Origin of the sequence: Marinobacter profundi, assembly GCF_002744715.1 — a bacterium.
Classification (GTDB): domain Bacteria; phylum Pseudomonadota; class Gammaproteobacteria; order Pseudomonadales; family Oleiphilaceae; genus Marinobacter; species Marinobacter profundi.
The window spans coordinates 118344-136068 of the sequence record NZ_KZ319369.1 but is presented as its reverse complement, the minus strand read 5'-3'; the positions used below and the strand labels follow the sequence as shown (position 1 = coordinate 136068).

The 17725-nt window shown below is 57.0% G+C and carries 18 protein-coding genes; 10 read left to right on the top strand and 8 right to left on the bottom strand.

Annotated elements, in window-relative coordinates; translation table 11 throughout:
* Window positions 1-49 precede the first annotated feature (49 nt).
* The 3 genes from CLH61_RS06130 to CLH61_RS06115 all read left to right on the top strand — a co-directional run bounded on the left by CLH61_RS06130 (window position 50) and on the right by CLH61_RS06115 (window position 2784).
* Window positions 50-1330 (top strand): FG-GAP repeat domain-containing protein, encoded by a 1281-nt coding sequence (locus CLH61_RS06130; RefSeq protein ID WP_099613832.1) that lies wholly within the window; start codon window positions 50-52, stop codon window positions 1328-1330.
* 206 nt (window positions 1331-1536) lie between these two features.
* Window positions 1537-1746, top strand: a complete 210-nt coding sequence (locus tag CLH61_RS06120; protein WP_211289077.1) for a restriction endonuclease subunit S domain-containing protein — start codon at window positions 1537-1539, stop codon at window positions 1744-1746.
* Between the two features lie 21 nt (window positions 1747-1767).
* Window positions 1768-2784 carry an Abi family protein gene (locus CLH61_RS06115; protein WP_099613831.1) on the top strand — a complete coding sequence of 339 codons (1017 nt, stop codon included), beginning with the start codon at window positions 1768-1770 and terminating at the stop codon, window positions 2782-2784.
* A gap of 352 nt (window positions 2785-3136) precedes the next feature.
* Here the strand turns inward: CLH61_RS06115 and CLH61_RS06110 are convergent, their stop codons facing one another.
* From CLH61_RS06110 to CLH61_RS06080, 8 genes are all read right to left on the bottom strand, one after another.
* On the bottom strand, window positions 3137-3403 hold the full coding sequence (locus CLH61_RS06110; RefSeq protein ID WP_099613830.1) for a hypothetical protein: 267 nt from the start codon (window positions 3401-3403) through the stop codon (window positions 3137-3139).
* Between the two features lie 187 nt (window positions 3404-3590).
* Window positions 3591-5396, bottom strand: coding sequence for a tetratricopeptide repeat protein (locus tag CLH61_RS06105; protein WP_099613829.1), 1806 nt, complete (start codon window positions 5394-5396; stop codon window positions 3591-3593).
* A complete protein-coding gene (locus CLH61_RS06100; protein ID WP_099613828.1) occupies window positions 5393-6784 on the bottom strand; it encodes a glycosyltransferase family 2 protein in 1392 nt (463 codons plus the stop codon). The genes CLH61_RS06105 and CLH61_RS06100 overlap by 4 nt, the downstream gene beginning before the upstream one ends.
* Before the next feature lies 1 nt (window position 6785).
* Window positions 6786-7775 (bottom strand): NAD-dependent epimerase/dehydratase family protein, encoded by a 990-nt coding sequence (locus CLH61_RS06095; protein ID WP_099613827.1) that lies wholly within the window; start codon window positions 7773-7775, stop codon window positions 6786-6788.
* 168 nt (window positions 7776-7943) lie between these two features.
* On the bottom strand, window positions 7944-8648 hold the full coding sequence (locus tag CLH61_RS06090) for an alpha/beta hydrolase (RefSeq protein ID WP_099613826.1): 705 nt from the start codon (window positions 8646-8648) through the stop codon (window positions 7944-7946).
* A 104-nt stretch (window positions 8649-8752) separates the two neighbouring features.
* Window positions 8753-9493, bottom strand: a complete 741-nt coding sequence (locus CLH61_RS06085) for a ParA family protein (protein ID WP_099613825.1) — start codon at window positions 9491-9493, stop codon at window positions 8753-8755.
* A gap of 145 nt (window positions 9494-9638) precedes the next feature.
* Complete coding sequence (locus CLH61_RS18410; protein WP_170003624.1) at window positions 9639-9794, bottom strand: hypothetical protein; 156 nt, start codon at window positions 9792-9794, stop codon at window positions 9639-9641.
* 119 nt (window positions 9795-9913) lie between these two features.
* The gene (locus CLH61_RS06080) at window positions 9914-10846 is read right to left on the bottom strand and encodes a helix-turn-helix domain-containing protein (protein WP_228152567.1); all 933 of its coding nucleotides are present in this window, start codon (window positions 10844-10846) and stop codon (window positions 9914-9916) included.
* Between the two features lie 179 nt (window positions 10847-11025).
* On the opposite strand from CLH61_RS06080, the gene CLH61_RS06075 reads away from it, so the two are divergent.
* The 7 genes from CLH61_RS06075 (at window position 11026) to CLH61_RS06045 (ending at window position 17722) form a co-directional block, all read left to right on the top strand.
* Window positions 11026-11901 (top strand): SMP-30/gluconolactonase/LRE family protein, encoded by an 876-nt coding sequence (locus tag CLH61_RS06075; protein ID WP_099613823.1) that lies wholly within the window; start codon window positions 11026-11028, stop codon window positions 11899-11901.
* A gap of 43 nt (window positions 11902-11944) precedes the next feature.
* Complete coding sequence (locus tag CLH61_RS06070) at window positions 11945-12820, top strand: sugar phosphate isomerase/epimerase family protein (RefSeq protein WP_099613822.1); 876 nt, start codon at window positions 11945-11947, stop codon at window positions 12818-12820.
* Between the two features lie 32 nt (window positions 12821-12852).
* Window positions 12853-13545 carry an L-threonylcarbamoyladenylate synthase gene (locus CLH61_RS06065; RefSeq protein ID WP_099613821.1) on the top strand — a complete coding sequence of 231 codons (693 nt, stop codon included), beginning with the start codon at window positions 12853-12855 and terminating at the stop codon, window positions 13543-13545.
* Between the two features lie 89 nt (window positions 13546-13634).
* Window positions 13635-14810 carry an MFS transporter gene (locus CLH61_RS06060; protein WP_099613820.1) on the top strand — a complete coding sequence of 392 codons (1176 nt, stop codon included), beginning with the start codon at window positions 13635-13637 and terminating at the stop codon, window positions 14808-14810.
* Window positions 14807-15424 carry an NUDIX hydrolase gene (locus CLH61_RS06055; RefSeq protein WP_099613819.1) on the top strand — a complete coding sequence of 206 codons (618 nt, stop codon included), beginning with the start codon at window positions 14807-14809 and terminating at the stop codon, window positions 15422-15424. Before CLH61_RS06060 ends, CLH61_RS06055 begins: the two co-directional genes overlap by 4 nt.
* Window positions 15425-15428: 4 nt before the next feature.
* Window positions 15429-17048 carry a citramalate synthase gene (gene cimA / locus CLH61_RS06050; protein ID WP_099613818.1) on the top strand — a complete coding sequence of 540 codons (1620 nt, stop codon included), beginning with the start codon at window positions 15429-15431 and terminating at the stop codon, window positions 17046-17048.
* Between the two features lie 38 nt (window positions 17049-17086).
* Complete coding sequence (locus tag CLH61_RS06045) at window positions 17087-17722, top strand: hypothetical protein (protein ID WP_143752099.1); 636 nt, start codon at window positions 17087-17089, stop codon at window positions 17720-17722.
* Window positions 17723-17725: the final 3 nt, after the last annotated feature.

The window sequence follows — 17725 nt, the reverse complement described above, 5'->3', positions numbered from 1 at the left end:
AATTCAACCTCGTACGGCGACTTTCACCACTAAACAAGGAAGGAAAAGCATGAAACCCGCAAATGTGTTGCTACCAATTCTGATCTCCCTCGTACTGAGCGCCTGCGGAGGCAGCTCTGGGAGTGACGCGGAGCCCCCCCAACCTTCCGAAACTAACGACAGTAGCTCTGATTCAACTCAAGAGGAAGCGGATTCAACGGCGTCCGAAGAAACGCCGGAACCTAGTGAACCGACTGCACCACCGAAGCCGAGTGAGCCAGTCGTCTCCTTCTCAGCCCCAAGCCTCCTCTCCGCGAATAATGCCTATTGGTTTTCCATCTTCGACATCGATACTGATGGCGCGAGCGATATCATCGCTCCCACGATGGAGGGCGACCAGTGGACTGGATATACCTACTCCGTCACTGCCTTTTCAAATTTAGATGGCCACGGGTTCAACCGAGCAACTATTGCCGACCTGGAATACGGTGCAAGCTGGATTTCGCTTTTTGAAGTTCCCAACAAGAACTCCATCGGCTTTTTCATTCCAACAGGAGCAGACTGCTCTATTGCTTACTATCAATCGAATGAAACCGACGGTTTCGACGGTTTCGCAAGTGTGCCGAGCATCTCATGTGGCAACAGGTATGTTCTTGGAAAGGACCTCAACAACGACCAGGTCATCGATTCCATCTCCAACGCTGGCCATATCAATATTGCCTCCAACGACGGTGAGTTCACCACATCACATGATCTCATCGGGCTAACGAGTGGAGCTGCACTGGCTATTTCTGACTTAGACAAAGATGGTGCAGGTGATGCGGTCACTTTCGATGGAGATAGAACGCTCGCCGTCTTTATGGGTATCGGAGATGGGTCTTTTGAGACTGCAAACCTCTACTTGGCGCCAGACAACGGTTGCTTTACCTCCCATGGGGGCTTGGTAGTTTTGCGAGATGTAAACGGGGACGAAAATATCGATGCTGTTGCAGCGGATAGCTGCAACATCTTCAGCTTTTTGGGCAACGGCGATGGAACGTTTTCAGAGCCTCTCAAAGCAATTTCTTCATCCCCTGTCTGGAGTGATTATGAAGTAGCAGACATTAACTCGGACGGAGTTTATGACCTGATATTGGCTGAGGCCAACCAGGAGACATCTGTAACCATTTACACAGGAAAGGGTGACGGAACATTCGAGCACGCAGCTCAAGTTGATACGGGCGCCCCTGATGCAATGCAGGTCGGCGCAGCCGACCTGAACAACGACGGACTGCTCGACGTAATAGCCAGTCATGGATACCACAATACGATTGGCATTGCCCTGCAAACGGACAGTGATTCAGGTTTGTAGGATTGCAGTTGATATGGCCATCACCAAGGCTTGTTTGCTTGAGTTACTCTAAACTACGTCTAACTGTCCACAGGCAGCGTTATGGCAATCGAACAAGGTATTTGGCGAATCGGAGACCAACCACAAAAACTCAAGTCTGCGGCCCTCGCTGACGAGTCGCTACTGGAAGACCAAGTAATGAAGGATACCGGTCACGATTTATCGCCATGGGTGCAGGCGGAGCACAGCCGAATATTTCGCGCGATAAAATCATCTCAACTGTGATGGGGCTGCCACCTGAACAAGAACAATACCGTATCGTCCAAAAAGTCGATGAACTCATGGCCCTCTGCGACCAACTCAAGGAACGCGTCAACCGGGCCAGCGAAACCCGCTGCCAGTTGGCCGACGCCGTGGTTGAAAACGCCCTGAACTAACCGGAAAAGGATGACCGCCCAGTGTACGAAAAACCGTGGCTTAGGTACCGCGAGCAGCTTGAGAAACTAAAGAACCGGGGACTTGCGGTTACCGATGAGCCGAAGGCTCTGGAATACCTGGAGCGTATTGGCTACTACCGATTGAGTGGGTACTGGCATCCGTTTCGTGAACGCTCAGGGTTGTTTTGCCCCATCGGTAAGGGCATCCCCGGAGGGAAGAAAACAAAGGAAACCAGCACCGTTCTGGACAGCTTCAAGCCGAGCGCGTCTTTCGAGGCGGCCGTGCGCCTCTACGTATTCGACAAAAAGCTTCGCCTTCTTGCCCTGGATGCGCTCGAGCGTATCAAAGTGGCATTGCGGGTCGATATATCCCACACCCTGGGAAAGCATGACCCATTCGCCTACCTGAATCCGGACATTCTGTTCGAGGGGTTCGCCAAGGAGGCAGACGCTAAAACAGGGTTACCCAGACACGTGGATTGGATGAAGAAGCAGGCCACGCAAATCGCCCGCTCCAAGGAAGACTTCATCAAGCACAATAAAACCAAGTATGGCCACCCTCTGCCTATCTGGATTGCCTGCGAGGTATGGGATTTCAACACATTGTCAGAGCTCTATGATGGCATGCGCCCGGAAGACCAGGACACCATCGCGGACAAATATGGGATTCAGGATGGCAGGACTCTAGCCTCCTGGCTACGAAGTCTGAACTATTTGCGCAACGTATGCGCCCATCACAGCCGCTTATGGAACCGTAACGTTGTAGACCAGCCACAAAAACCTCCCAAGGGCGTTGTGCCGGACTTTGACAATGCCTGGGCGCGCGGCAACGAACATATCCTTGCCCGACCTTTTCTGTTGCTGTGTATCTGCCGGACGCTGTTGAGCTCCATCAACCCAAGTTCCAGCTGGTGGCAACGGCTCTCGGAATTACTGACAGAATTTCCAGAAAACGAATCGCTTGGGGTTGGCTGGGGCGCCTTTGGCGTTTCGGATGAATGGAGAGGTTGGGAGTGTTTCCCGAAAAGCAGGCAATAAAAAACCCCGCAGCAGCTTCACCGCAAAGCGGATCCACCGATTGGGGCCGTGTTGCGACAAATAATAGACACGAGTGGTGCATTACTCAAGTGTGGCTTACCACTAATTACAAAAAACCCCCGCGTAAGCTCCTGTCGGAGCCAAGAGGCAGGGGTCGTGTTAGGTGAAAGGATATGAACCGCGCATAAAATAATCAAGCATTCGTCAAGGCAATATCAAGCGCAACCACTTCCGACTCGTAGCCAAAGTGCGCTATCAATCGGCATCGCTGTGCTAGCGTGGATTGGGACACATACTGATCGAACATTCCAAGCAGCGCCGAGTCTTTCGACATTAATTGTCGCCAACCAGTCTAATAACCCAGATAACCCAGCCCACCGGAGCCTTTGCCCGCCTGAAAATATTCCGGCATTCCCAGCAGCATCTCCAGATAATGCACCGCAGCACTCCGGCTGGTACTGCGGTACAGCACCGGCTCACCGGGGATGTGGACTTCAAACTGCTGGTCGCAGAGCAAGCCTCGGGCATCCTGCTTTGCTAAGACAACCAGCTCGACGTCGGGCCCCTTCCACAGGGTTCGCACGGTGAATCCCTGGAGTTCGTCTTTCAGGATCGACACATCTCATCTCCGATCAAATAGGTGACAGCTGAGTTCGACTCGTCCTGAGAAAACTTGAAACGTTGGCAACGTGACAGGGCCGAGGTCTCTCTCGGCGGGGCCATTCAAACTGATCGGGGTTACAGTTTTGTGAACCGGAGCGGAATGCACTGCGCCAACCAGCGGCGCAGCGCATTTACCCCGGCCCTCAGAACCGGCGCAATGCGCCCAGGTGCAGGGACGTACCGTAATAGCGCCCGGTTTCCAGCAGGCGGTCCGCGTAGGCAACACGACCGTGGAACTGCCAGTCGCGGTAGCGGCCGATGAGGGCTTCCAGTTCGATGTCGGAGCCGAATTCGTAGCTGGTGAAGGTGTTGTCTTTATGCCAGCCCAGGCTGGTGCGCAGACTTACCCAGTCGTCGGCGTTGGGGCTCCAGTAGAGCAGCGCGGTGCCGGCATAGCGGCGGAAGTAATCGGGATCGTAATAGCCGTTGTTCAGGTCGTCATCGAAACTGAACCACTGGGCCGACAACCCCAGGTTCACGCCCCAGGGCCCGTGGCGATAGACGTTGCGACTGGGGGCAAGGAAGACTTCCTCGCGGCCGTTGTCGTCGGAGAAATCCGAGACGCTCACCCAGCCCTCCACCTGGTACAGCGGAGCCGGCTGCCACAGGGCGCGCAGGCGGTTGCGGGTTTCAACAATTTCCTCGGATACGGCCAGGGGCGACATGGCGTACAGTGCCCGCTCGCGGGTCAGCTGCAGCATCAGGTGGTCGCGCGGGTGATAGCTGCCTTCGAGCAGGTAGTATCCGTAGTCACCGCCGCCCTCCACACTACCCCGACCGGCGCGGGCTTCCACGCTCAGGCGGCGATGCAACTGGTGTCGCACGCCCAGCCAGCCGTAATGGTCCATGGTGGAGCGCTCGCTCTCCTCGGTCATGAAGGGCGAGCCCTGGCGGGTGCTTACCCGGCGGACGTTGTAGCCCAGGAGCGCCCGGGTTTCCGGGCTCAGCGCCAGTTCGCCCCGGGTGTGCAGGCTGGCGATGCGGATATCGTCGGCATCGAACTGATAGTCACCGTACATGCCCACCAACGACTTCAGCGGCGCCTGGGTTACCCGGGCGACGTCCGCGGTCTCTGGCTGATCCGGCTTCAGGCGCTCCATGGCCGCCACGCCGTCCAGCGCTGCCGAGGGCTGGCCGGATGAGCGGGTGGCCAGTACCCGGGCGAACTGGATGTCGTAGTCATCCGGGTAGCGATCGGCCAGGGGTTCCAGCAGGGCGGAAGCGGCATAGAAATGCCCCCGTTGCAGCAGGAGATTGGCCTGCTCCCGCTGGTAATCGTCGGTGTTGCCATAACGACGGAGGTAATCCTCCAGCGCCTGTTCGGCACCGGCGTCATCCCCGGCCCACCTCAGTACCTGGATGCGAGCTACCGCCGCGTCCTGATCGTCCGGGAAATAGCGGAGGTAGTCCTCATAGGCGGAGGCAGCCTGCCCATAGTCGCCGCTCCAGCTGTGCCACCGGGCGCGCCCCAGCAGTGCGTCGTGGTCACCTGGCGCGACGCTCAGCAAGCCCTGAATACTGGCCTGGGCGGCGGCCCGGTTGTTGGCCCAGTTGGCTTGTTGCAGGCAGCCGCGCAGGTATTCCACGTTGCCCGGATCCAGCTCGGCCGCCCGCAGGCACTGCTGGACAGCATCCGCCGGCCGGTTTGCCATGGCGTAGGCCTGGGACAACCGGTACGCCACCACAGCATCGTCCGGCGCCATGCGGGCGGCCTGCTCCAGCGCATCCAGCTTGGCGTCTTCCCGGTTCAGGTGGTGGTAGATGTCGGCCATGCGCAGCCACAGATCCACCCGCTGTGGTTGCTGGTCCAGAACAGCCTGGTAAACCTCCAGGGCACTATCCCACTGCCCGGCCATTTCCGCCTGCAGGCCTTCGTCAGGGACTGCAGGGTCAGCGGCCAGGGTTCCGGCACAGAGGGTAAACAAGACTCCGGCAAGCAGGCGTTTCATTTGCGCCACCTCCGATTGCGGGTTATCCAGAGATCGGTCGCAAACCGGCCGATATTCACGGCGTCGAACAACAGGCTGCCGTAGCGTAGCGGCGTTACCGCGATAGCCTGCCAGAATGCGCGGAACCGGTGGCCGGGTGCGTTGGCCATCAGAATAATGATTACCAGCGCCATTTCAGCCAGAAAGGTAATCAGCAACGGCCCCCACAGCTGCAATATCAGCATGATCACTAAGGTGGTGGGAAAGGCGATCTTCTCCAGCGCGGACATAAAGACCGCCCAGCCCATGGGCCGGCCAAAGCGGCCGGTATAGCCCTGGCCCCAGGGCTGACGGTAGGGCTCACCACGCCGGTGCTGGCGCGGGCTGTCCGGATGGGTCTGGTCATAATGCCTGGCCTCGCGCTTCTGCTTCCAGCGGCGCAGACCCTTGAACGGGCTGCGCAGCAAGCCATCAAAGTAGTAACAGCTCTGCAGGAAACTGGACGACCAGTAGTAAAGCTGGTGAGCCAATCGCGGGAACTCGGGTTCCAGCGAGCGTACCGTTACGTCCTGCAACTGGACATTGCGGTAGCCTTCGTTGAGCATGGCAAAGCCGATGAAGATGTCTTCGGAGTTGGTCAGATCATCCCCCAGGATGGGTTCATAGTGGTCGAACAGCTCCTTCAGATACTTGCGGCGATAGGCCACGGCGCATCCGACCGGGTTGATGATGCTGCCGAATACCACCATCTGGCCACGGTAGATAAACCGCTGCAGGAAGGTGTACAGAATGCCCCGGTAAAAATTGGTGATGGCGCGGTTGAAGCGGTGCCAGGCGCCCTGCTCCCGCGGCGCAAAGTCCTCATGGCTGGCGAGAAAGTCTCGCAGCGGCGGAGCCTGGCAGATTTCCCGGCGGTCCCGCTGGCGCATGGGCTGGACAATCCCGCAGGCCGAGGCGATGCCGGGCGCCTTGTACAGCTCTTCCACCAGGCGTTCGATGTAGTTTTCCGACTCGAGAAAAGTGTCACCGTCGAGTATCACTTCCACATCGGCATCCAGCTCACGGGATTCACGTTTCAGCGTCGGCGTCTTGCCGATCGGCGCCCGGCGACGGATAACCTGCAGGTTCAGGCCGAGCTCATCGCCCAGCGCCCGGGCATAGTCTGCAGTTCTGTCGCTACTGCCGTCGTCAACCAGTACCACCTTGCGGGGCTGCAGGGTCTGCCGCGCGATGGAGCTGAGCGTCATCAGGATGTTCTGCTCTTCATTGAGCGCCGGGATAACCAGGTCCACGATGGCGCCGGAAGGATCCTCCGCCGACTCGGGCGGGGTTTTGTCCGGCCCTCGCAGCAATCCGATGAAGGAGACCAACGTGCTCGGACCGATGACAAACCAGGGCATTGTGGCCATGTTAGCGCTCCGCTGCTGAGTGTTGTGCCCGGGCCCGGTTGATCAGGTCGTGCAGGGTGTCCTCCAGCGACCAGCGATGCTCATATCCAGTCAGCTGGCGCAGTTTGGCCAGCGATGGCCGGCGGTGGCGGATATCTTCAAACTCGGCACCGTAGGCTTCGCCGTAGGGAATGTGTTCAATGGCCGATTGGCTGCCCGCACAATCGATGACCAGACGAGCCAGATCGTTGATGCTGATTTCCCGCTCGCTACCAACGTTGACGATTTCGCCGTTGGGCAGGTCCGGCATTGAGGCCAGGCGGTCGAGTATCGCCACGGTGTCTCGCACATCACAGAAGGCGCGGGTCTGCTCGCCGTCGCCGAAGACGGTAATCGGCTCACCGGCCACGGCACGCTGGATAAATCGCGGCACCACCATGCCATATCGTCCGGTTTGCCGCGGCCCCACGGTGTTGAAGAACCGGGCAATGAGCACCGCCAGATTGTGTTCCCGGGCATAGGCGAGGCCGAAGCCTTCGTCTGCCAGTTTGCTGATGGCGTAGTTCCAGCGCAATGGCGCGCCGGACTGGATGATCAGCGAATCGTCCTCGCTGAGGGTTGGCTCGGTGTGCGGACCATACACTTCCGAGCTGGATGCCAGAATCACCTGCGGAGACCAGCTGCAGCGGTCTACCGCCCGGAGCAGGCGATCGGTTCCGGCAATGTTGGTGGCCATGGTGTTGACCGGCTCACGCAAAACCCGGTACACCCCGACTACCGCCGCCATGTGATAGATCCGGTCGGCCCAGGCCACGGCCTTGTCCAGTCCCTCCCAGGTCACGATGTCCGCTTCATCGAAATGAAAGCGGCCGGTAACCTGAAAGCCTGCAATATTGGCCAGCGAGCCGGTGCTGAGGTTATCCACCACATGCACCTTGTCACCGCGGGCGAGATGGTACTCGGTGATATGGGAGCCGATAAAACCCGCTCCACCAGTAACGAGAATGTGCACAGTCGACTCCGTCTTCAATTCAGGATCATGGCGGGAATGCTCGGATGCCCTGCGCATTCGCAACGACAACATAGCTGATTGTTATCCTTGCACAGTGTTCGGCAGCTGTCTCTGCTCCCGGTCAATTCCGTGAACGGCAGGGCGGACAGCTCCGCTCAGGTTTTCACCCTAGGTCGGGCTGGAACTTCCGGCGGCGATGGCTTCACCACAGCATTCGAGAAACCGGTCCAGATCCCTCACCTCCTCCAGGCACAGACTGTGCTCCATGGCGTAACGGTGATACTCCGCGGTATACCCGAGCCCCTGCAGACGCTGCAAGGCGGCCTCGCCGAGGGATTCGGCCACCACCGGGTCATAGCTACCATGACCGATGAACACCGGGATAGTCCGGTTAGCGTCACTGCGATCGATGGAGTCGGCGGTGGCGAAGTAGGTCGACAGCGCAAACAAGCCACCCAGCGGCCGCGGATAGCTCAGTGCCAGCTCATAGGCAACGGCGCCGCCCTGGGAAAAGCCCCCCACGATGATATTCTCGCTGGCTACGCCGCGCTGGATCTCGGTCTCGATCAGCCGGGCCACCCGGTCGGCGGACGCCTTCAGTTGGGTGACGTCCACCTTGCGGTCGATGTCCATGGCGAGAATGTCGTACCACGCCGGCATCACCATGCCGCCATTGATGGTTACCGGAATCTCCGGTGCATGGGGGAAGATGAAGCGTACCGGGCGCACCCTGGCGAAGGCGAATTCCGGCACCACCGGTTCGAAGTCATGGCCACTGGCACCGAGGCCATGCAGCCAGATGACGGTCATTCGGGGATCCGGGCCGGTATCCAGTTGCAGGGTATCCAGGGCAAGGGCATCGGGTGTAGTCATGGGCTCTCCGGTCGTTGTAAACACCAGACTCTACCATCATGGCCACCCTGTCTGACAGCAGCCAGCCAGGCGGGTGTAAGAGTAAAAGTGCGGAGCCACGACCTTCAGAGCAGTTCGCGGATCTCCCGCCACAGCCGGCGGTAGGCATCGGCGGCGATCGACGACGGTGCCGTGAGCTCCACCGGGCGGCCGCTCTCCCCCATTTTCTCTACCACGCTGGCATTGGGGATGATGGTCTTCAGGCTGCCCTTCAGATGCCGCTCCTGATCATCCACCAGCTCGCGATGCAGAGCCTTGCGGCGGTCAGCGAGGGAATAGAACGGGTGCAGCCTCGACCGCTTGAGTTTGTGGTCCTTCGCAAAATCCCGCAACTGATGCCAACTGTTGAGTGACAGCCAGGTGGGCACGACCGGCACAAAAACATGGTCGGAGGCGGCCAGCACCTGCTCCGAAAGCCGCGACAGGGAGGGCGGGCAGTCCAGCACCACCAGCTCGGTCTCCTCGGAGAGCGGGCCCAGCCACTGTTTCAGCAGGTTGGCGTCCTCTTCCTTGTCGAGCCGCACATCCAGATTGCGGAAACTGGTGTGTGAAGGGATGAAGTCAAGGTTGGGATACGGGCTCGGGCGAATGAACTTGCCGATGGGGGTTTTGCCGTCCATCAGCGCCGCGAGCTTGCGCCCCTTGACCTGATCGGCACCGGCCAGGTACCAACTGGAAGCGCCCTGCGGGTCCAGGTCCCACAGAATGGTGGCAAGGCCGGACTGGCTGGCCAGGTAGGCAATATTCACCGCCGCAGAGGTTTTTCCGACACCACCTTTCAGGCTGTAAAACGCGATTGTTCTCATCCCTGTCCCCGAATGGAAATACGGCGCCAGGCGTAGTCACCTGTCGCGGAAGTAAAGCCATCTATGGTACCGGACCGGTCACGCCGAATTGTTGCAATCAGATGACAAAACCCGGTGATACCGGGGACTTTCGTAAATCCGCCGCTCAGGCAGCCTTACGGAAGTCCTCGGATCTCACCACCCGGTCACGCTGGCGCTTGTACCTGGTTTTGTCCTCGACAACGCGCATCTGGTATTTCGGGGTTTTCAGATCGCGCTTGATGGCGCTTTCCTGGGTGGGCCTGGCCCGTTTTTTCGCCATGGTGGATTCTCCTGTCGGCGTAGTCATGGGGTTGGAATTACGGGTGCCAGTGTAGCACCTTCCCCCCGCACTGCCGTATCGGGGGTATAAGGAATGTCACTCATAACCTGCAAACCTGGTCAGGTAGGAACCAGGGTGTCGGCGTTGAGCTGAGCCAATAGCCTGCCAGGCCGGTTTTTACGATAACTGGACGGTGAACAGTTAAATTCTTTCCGGAACGCGGTGGAGAAATGGCTGCCATCGCTGAACCCAAGCTCAAAGGCAATCTGGGTCAGTGGCGCATCACTGCATAGCAGCTTCTGCTTTGCCGAATCCAGTCGTCTTTTATTGATCCAGCGCTTGGGCGACATGCCCAGAGTGTTGCAACATTCACGTTTGAAAGTGCTGACACTGAGCCCGAAATTTTCCGCAAAGCGCTCTACCGTCCAAGGTTCCATGTAGTGCGACTCGAGAAACTGATGAAGCCGGGCATTTCGACCTCCTCCCGAAGCAAACTTCAGAATATTGAACAACCGGTGTGACCTAACCGTAGTCAACAGGTACCGAAGAATTTCCCGGACCTTTTCCTCCAGAAACATCCGGTTCACCTGCTCCGGATGATCAAAAAAGACCTGCAGGGAAACGATAGAACTATCCAGAAATGGCGTTTTCTCGAACCGGACCCACGCACCCGGCTCCGTGCCGGCAACATTCTGCCCGGACTCCAGGAGCGATAAAGGAGGCCGGTAGCCTTGCAGGAAATCTTCCAGAAAATGATCGTCAATGAGCACCATCAAAGATTCGAATCCGTTGAATCTCTGACTTGCCGCCACCTCCGTCATCACATAGGAGCCTTTCGGCACAAACACGCCTTCCGCGCATGTCAGGCTCTCTTCTTCGCCAGACACCCGCAGCCGCTTGGTACCCCGATTGATAAACAGCAGCAGTGACTTGTTCAGGACAACCTCGTTTACGAGTTCACTCTCTCCATGCTGGTATCGAATGATGTCCACACTCGGAGTTTTGAAGTGTGCGAAAGGGCTGGACTCTGCATAAAAATGATCGGGCACCATGACGGGCACGGCTAACACCTCCTTTCCGTGATTGTTACACGCTTCCATGCGCTTAGAGCGTCATAAACCGCTTAAAAAGAGCCAAAAATACAAAAAAATGAACTTATATGAAAAGTACGCCGGGAGCGTGAACTTTACTATACGCCCCCTCTAAATACCGAGGGGAGCTTACAAAATTTATGAACACGTTCAGAAAACGGGGACTGGTCCTTTTTGCTGCCAGCATCCTCCCCATATCAGGACTGACCGATACCCTGCACGGCTTTAACTTTCCGGAATCCGCGATCGCCGTAAACGATCACCTGCTGGTTTCCAACCTTGGGGCAACTCTTGCACCCACAGCCAAGGACGGGGACGGTTTCATTAGCGCGGTGTATCCTGACGGAGAGATAAACAAGGACGCCTTCGACGGCAACGTCCGCCTGGATGCGCCCAAGGGAATGGGCCTCTACAACGATATCCTGTATGTTGCCGATATTGACCGGTTAGTAGCCATCAATCTCGTTACCAAAACCCAGGTAAAACAGATCTCCTTTGTTTCTGAGAATGTCGGGTTTCTGAACGACGTCGCTATCAGCAGCACCGGAAACCTTTACGTAAGCGCTACTGATACCGGGGTCGTCTATAAAGTCGACCTGAACTCCGATGACTCCATCCCTGTGCCTTTACCCATCTCCCCGCTGCCCGGGCCGAATGGCTTGTTCGTTGATAACGACCAGCAGCGACTTTTCATTGCCAGCTTCGGGACAGACCAGCTCGACGGCGAGCTCGGTATTTTCTCGCTCAATGACAGCAAGTACCACCGCATAGAAGGCGCTGCCGGGCTGTTTGACGGCATAAGCGTCGTGGATGGTGACACCGTGGTTGTGTCTGACTGGGGCAAATTCGAACCCGGTGCCGGTGAGTTCAAAACCATCAACCTTAAGTCAGGCCAGATAAAGACCATTCGAAACAACGCCAGTGGCCCGGCGGATTTCATGGTAATGGAGGATGGCCGGGTTGTAGCGCCCAACATGCTGGACCAATCCCTTGTAATCGAGACCCTGGAACTCTGATGGCGATGGAGTTGCCATTCCGCAAACAGAAAGGACTTTTGATATGACCCCCGAGAAAAAACTGAACAGCCTGGCCAATCGAATTGGCATTTCAACCAACCTTTTCCTGGACGAAGAGAACGTAGAGGAGCTCGTTCGTTACCTGGCGACGCACTTCCCGGTCGTGGAAGTGGAAATCGAAGGCTCAGTGCGAGCACAAAGCGACGAGGGACGTAATCTGGAGCTTGCCAGGTCTCTCCGGAAAATTGCCGAAGACACAGGAAGCACCATTAACATTCACGCGCCTTATATCCGCGTTGACTATATTCTTGGACGAGAAGAAGACCGCGCAGCAGCTCGTGACACGATTATTCGTTCTGCAGAATTTGCGATCTGTGCCGGTGCCCAGGTAATGACTTTCCATCCGGGATTCCGCTTCCCCAAAAATAGCGCCCCCGAGGCCCGCAGTGAAGCTCTGGCGCTCATCCAGGAACTGGCGTATGACCTGTTCCATGTCAACAAGCACCAGGGGGCGAACCTCACCTACAGCCTGGAAAACTCAGGTAACGAAAGGCCATTCCTGACGCTTACCCATGACGAGAACGACGAGCTGTTCAGCACATCTCCCCTATCCCTGACCCTGGACATGGCGCATGCGGCTTCCTATTGCAGCACGGTTGCCGAAGCCCGGGAAGAGATGAAGTACTTTGCCCGCTACGCGGCCAACGTGCACCTCGCGGATATCAAGTTTCCAAAGCACCTGCACCTTCCGCTGGGTGAAGGGGACTTCGATTACCACGATATGATCCTTGCGATTGAAGAAACGGGCTACCGTGGCGCCTACATCGTTGAGGAAATCGGAGCGGGCTTCAAGGGCGAAGATTACTTCAACGCCGCCGTACGTTACCGCGACGAATTGCGCTCCCGTTACGTCGCCTGATAACTCCAACAATACCCAGAAGGAAACAAATCATGGCCGAACTGATGAAATCTGGCCCCGAAGCGGTCCGAAAAGCTGCGGAAATCATTAACGCTGGCGGGACTGTCGTTGTTCCTACGGATACCAACTATAACGTGGTAACGTCACCGTTCTCCGCTCGTGGCGTTGAGCGTATCTTTGAAATGAAAAAACGCGAAAGCCTGAGCCCGCTGACCCTCTTTCTCGGCGACAGCATGGAGTTTTCGCAGTACGCCTACACCTCCCCGCTGACCGAATTCCTGGCAAAACGCATGTGGCCGGGTATGGTGTCATTTGTCTGTTGGCAGAGACCCAGCGTTCCACACTACGTAACACGCGGCTTTGGCACAGTTGCCTGCACCCTGCACCAGAACGCAGTGCACCGTGAAATCGCGCATCTCGTGGGTACACCGCTGGCAGGTACCTCAGCGAACCTGAGTGGTACAGGCAACGTCCCTGACGTCCGCAAGGCCGTTGAGCACCTGGGTGAACATGTGGACCTGGTAATCGACGCCGGGGTGTCCGCGGTTGACAACGCCAATACCATTATTGACTTCACGTTCGACCTTCCAATGCTGGCCAGGGACGGTGCCTACCCTCTGGACGAGGTATTGCGCTATTTACCGGACCTTATTATCGACAAGAGCAAGAATGAGTATAAGGCACTGGCCAAGCAACGCGTGGGTAGGCCCGTCATACCCGCTTAACAGCCGCCTTGAAGAGAACGGGCGACGTTTCCGCGCACGGTAACCGCCCGTTTCGACCCCTCTGAGTTCGCTGATGTCAAGGAACCGACATGAACCGCTCCTTTCTGATCGTGATTTGCCTGACTGTGGCAGTAAATGCGGGTATGGGTCTGATCGTTCCCATCCTGCCCACATTCTTGCAGGACTATGGTTTTTCCATCGCAGGCCTGTCCCTGCCGTTCGTCAGCCTGATTGTTGGCCGAATGCTATCGAAGACATGGGCGGCACAGATAATCGCGCTGTTGAGCAACAAGACCACGCTGGTGGTCAGTTTCGTGCTCTACGCCCTGGTGTTCGCGTGCTACCCCCTTGTTGAAACTGCTTCGGCGTTCGTTGCGCTACGCTTTTTCGAAGGAATCGTCGAGGGTATCAGCATTATCTGCCTGACCGATCTCGCCATCGTGTTGTCTCGTGAGAATCGCGGCAAGCTTATGGGAATCTTCGGTTCAAGCTTCGGCATAGGTTTTGTGGTTGGCCCACTGTTAGGCGGAATCTGCTTCGAACTGGGCGGAACCGGCGCCATGTTTGCCGCCGGATCGGTGATGGGTGGTTTAGCCGCTGCGGCGTCGTTGCTCATACCCGCCATCGACCAGGTTCCACAGAAGAAACGTGGTGCATGGCTGTTACCGTCAGCAAGTCACATGAAATTCCTGCCGGAGTATGGCCCCAGCATTATTCGACGGGCGGTGTTCTTCAGCTTCATGATGGTGCTGCCATTATTCGTGACCGCACAACTCGGTTTAAAACCAACCGAAGTTGCCCTGTACTTCACCGCATCAGCCGTTATTTCAGCATCGTTGATGCCATTTACCGGTAAGCTGGCAGACCGGTTTGCACCGGAGAAAATCCTCGCTCTGAGCCTGCCCCTGATGGCCTTGCTCATCATGCTGTTTGGCGTAAGTGATAACGTCTTTGTATTTACCTCACTGTTTCTGGCTGAAAGCCTGGCCTTCGCCTTCATGCTGCCAGCCGGAATGAAGGTGTTCGCCGATGTCGTCGATGGCCACCCTGAGAGAACCGACATTGTTTCGTCGTTTGGCGGCCTTACAGAAGCTCTGACTCTGCTCCTCGCTTTGCTGATCCCCTGGCTGTACAGCCAGGACCCACAAATTACCTGGGTAGCGATTGGAATGACCTGCGTGCTGAGTGCCCTGCCCTTTATTCGCCGCAGTCTGGGCACCAAAGACACCCTGGTACCGGCAGATACCGAAACAGGGCAAATATGATGCTTCCGCTGGTCTCCATTAAGGACAAACTCGCTGCACACAGGCCAAAACCTCTTGCTGAAACAACACGTCCGGCAGCAGTTGTAATCACTCTGGTGAGCCCACCCCGAAATGAGCCATCACTACTGCTTACCCGCCGGCAAGCAACAATGCGCAACTATGCCAACGATTGGTGCCTGCCTGGCGGACGACAGGACGCTAACGACCGGTCGCTGTTGGCATGCGCCTGGCGCGAATTGCAAGAAGAAACGGGGATTGACCCATCGTCTTGTGCACTACTGGCTGAACTCGACGATTTCTATGACGGCCGGGGCGAACTGGTCAGGCCTTTCGTTTGCACGCTTTCCGAAACCAGTTTCCGGGGGAGTTTGTGCCTGCAACCCGAGGAATCTTCGGAATGGATGCTAATGCCTCTATCCGGGCTGTCCCGCATCAAGCTGGATACTGCGGGCCGGACAGCCGCGCAGAGGCAGCCTGCCTACCTGCTTGAACTCAACCATGGTAATGGGCTGGTCTGGGGTCTGACCGCCAGCATCCTGAGGCATTTCGTGGATGTGATTACGGAAAGCGCTTCTCCTTTGTGCAAGGGAGAACGGTTCTACACCAAGGAATGAAGCCATGAACAACAACTATTCCCGCACTCAGTTCATCGAACTTTACGACACCACCTTACGGGATGGCGCACAGACCAAAGGCATTCACTTTTCGTTAAGTGACAAGCTCACCATCATCGATCTGCTGGACGACTTTGGCATAGACATCATCGAAGCGGGCTGGAACGGAGCCAATGTCACCGACACAAATCTGTTCAAGGAATTGGGTCGCCGCACGCTTGGCAATAGTCGAATCGCCGCATTCTGCAGCACATTCAGACCGGCCCTTTCCGTGGATAGCGACCCGGTTTTCCGCGCCGGGACTGCCGTGAACGTCCCCGTGATGACACTGTTTGGCAAGTCCTGGGATTTTCAGGTCCGTGAGGGGCTGAAAATCCCCCTTGAACAAAATATTGCCATCATTGCTGAGTCACTCGCGTACTGCCGCCGGCGGTTCGATACCGTGATATTTGATGCGGAGCACTTCTTTGATGGACTGGAAGCCAATCCGGACTACTCCCTGGCAGTGGTAGAGGCCGCACTGAATGCCGGAGCAGACCGGATTGTCCTGTGCGATACCAATGGCGGCAAACTTCCCGGCCAGATCAGACAAGCCATGGAAACCGTACGTAACCGGTTTCCGGGCGCCAACTTTGGTTTTCATGGCCATAACGACGCGGACACCGCGGTAGCAAACAGCCTCGCTGCAGTCGACGGCGGGGCCCTTCAGGTTCAAGGCACGATCAATGGGATTGGAGAGCGTTGCGGAAACACCAATTTGTGCTCCCTGATACCCAACCTTGCGCTCAAATGCGGTTATCAGATGAAATTCATCACCCCTAACCGCCTTGCCCTGTTGCGCCCCCTTTCCTGCCGGGTTTCAGAGGTAATGCGGCTTCCAGTCACGGAAAACCAGCCCTATGTCGGCGACAACGCATTCACGCACAAGGCCGGCGTCCATATCGCCTCGGTGCTCAAGCATCCCGGTTGCTACGAGCACATTGAACCCCAGTGGGTAGGCCATCGCCGTGAGTTGGTCGTTTCCGAGCAATCGGGGCGTGTGGCAATCAGCCACAAACTGAAGGGCATGGGATACAAAACATGTGAAGAAGCGACCCTGAAACGACTTGTCGAGGAGATCAAGCGACTCAGCAGCCAGGGTTATGCGTTCGACCGGGCAGAGATCTCACTGGAGCTATTGATCCACGACATGCTTGGCGAACAGGGCAAGGGGCTGACTCTGGAACACCTCAGCTGTGTCCCGTTGGCAGGCATTGAGTCCAGCCAGCTTTTCCGCATCGAACTTGCGCTGTGCTTTGCAGGAAGCGTGCGATTCCGCCGGCACTTCAGTGAGCATCCCGTAGCGGCTATCCAGAGCATGTTGCTGGCGCTGATGCGTGAGGAATGGGCAGAGTTCGAGCCCCCGCGGATTCAGCAGGTCAGTGTCGAAGCATTGAGTAGTGGACACCTGCGAGCGTGGGTTGCTCTCGGTGCCGACAAATCATCCCAATCCATGGTAGTGACGGGCGCCGGAGAACGGGCGGCACAGTGTCTCGCCGTTGTGGAAAGCTATCGCTGGGCCTGGCTCAATGCCCGGCAAAACAGGCAACAGTCGCTGCATGCAACCATGGCGTGCTCGGCATGATTCGGGCAATACGAGCGACTCGGACCCTTGGTGTCTGTATGGCTTTGCTACTGGCAATGAGCCACGCAAACGCAGTCACGATCAGTCGTCTGCAGGCGCGGGTTTCGGATGCAGACACTTACTCCTTCACCGAAAGCGTTTTTCATCGTTTTGAGGATGGTACCTATGTACTCCAGATCTACGATAACGAACGCGATTTTGACTCACGCGATAGTCATGAACGCCATGAGCTTTATTTGGGTCGTCCCATCAACGACCTTCTGGGATGGGTGGTCCGTGGACAAAAATGGTCCGGTTCCAGCGCAATGGCAGCTGCAGGCCTGCAGCTGGAACTGAACCACACACCCATCGTGCAAAGCGCCCTCAGGTCAATCAACACCAGATCCTTTGTCCAGCTATTCGCCCGGAATCGCACAGAACAACTGGGTAACCTGGAAGTACTGCACTATTACCACCTGAAATCCCCGCTGGGGTTACCCCTCGAAATCCGCGGCAACAACGTCTATTACCACCGCCCGCAAGGTGGCGATCTCTGGAACCTCTGGGCAGATGTGATCCATCCAGTGCACCGCCACTGGGACCTTTATTATCGCTGGAACTTCCTCGACAAGGCCGATCCATTGCTCGGTCGTCAAGGCCATACCTCGTCTTTGGGATTTCGATTCAATTTCTAACGC

Coding starts and splice junctions, on each gene's coding strand:
- CLH61_RS06120 (WP_211289077.1), top strand. CDS start 1,537: ATGGGTGCAGGCGGAGCACAGCCGAATATTTCGCGCGATAAAATCATC.
- CLH61_RS06130 (WP_099613832.1), top strand. CDS start 50: ATGAAACCCGCAAATGTGTTGCTACCAATTCTGATCTCCCTCGTACTG.
- CLH61_RS06105 (WP_099613829.1), bottom strand. CDS start 5,396: ATGAAACGCCTGCTTGCCGGAGTCTTGTTTACCCTCTGTGCCGGAACC.
- CLH61_RS06070 (WP_099613822.1), top strand. CDS start 11,945: ATGACCCCCGAGAAAAAACTGAACAGCCTGGCCAATCGAATTGGCATT.
- cimA (WP_099613818.1), top strand. CDS start 15,429: ATGAACAACAACTATTCCCGCACTCAGTTCATCGAACTTTACGACACC.
- CLH61_RS06065 (WP_099613821.1), top strand. CDS start 12,853: ATGGCCGAACTGATGAAATCTGGCCCCGAAGCGGTCCGAAAAGCTGCG.
- CLH61_RS06085 (WP_099613825.1), bottom strand. CDS start 9,493: ATGAGAACAATCGCGTTTTACAGCCTGAAAGGTGGTGTCGGAAAAACC.
- CLH61_RS06075 (WP_099613823.1), top strand. CDS start 11,026: ATGAACACGTTCAGAAAACGGGGACTGGTCCTTTTTGCTGCCAGCATC.
- CLH61_RS06080 (WP_228152567.1), bottom strand. CDS start 10,846: ATGGTGCCCGATCATTTTTATGCAGAGTCCAGCCCTTTCGCACACTTC.
- CLH61_RS06060 (WP_099613820.1), top strand. CDS start 13,635: ATGAACCGCTCCTTTCTGATCGTGATTTGCCTGACTGTGGCAGTAAAT.
- CLH61_RS06100 (WP_099613828.1), bottom strand. CDS start 6,784: ATGGCCACAATGCCCTGGTTTGTCATCGGTCCGAGCACGTTGGTCTCC.
- CLH61_RS18410 (WP_170003624.1), bottom strand. CDS start 9,794: ATGGCGAAAAAACGGGCCAGGCCCACCCAGGAAAGCGCCATCAAGCGC.
- CLH61_RS06055 (WP_099613819.1), top strand. CDS start 14,807: ATGATGCTTCCGCTGGTCTCCATTAAGGACAAACTCGCTGCACACAGG.
- CLH61_RS06090 (WP_099613826.1), bottom strand. CDS start 8,648: ATGACTACACCCGATGCCCTTGCCCTGGATACCCTGCAACTGGATACC.
- CLH61_RS06045 (WP_143752099.1), top strand. CDS start 17,087: ATGGCTTTGCTACTGGCAATGAGCCACGCAAACGCAGTCACGATCAGT.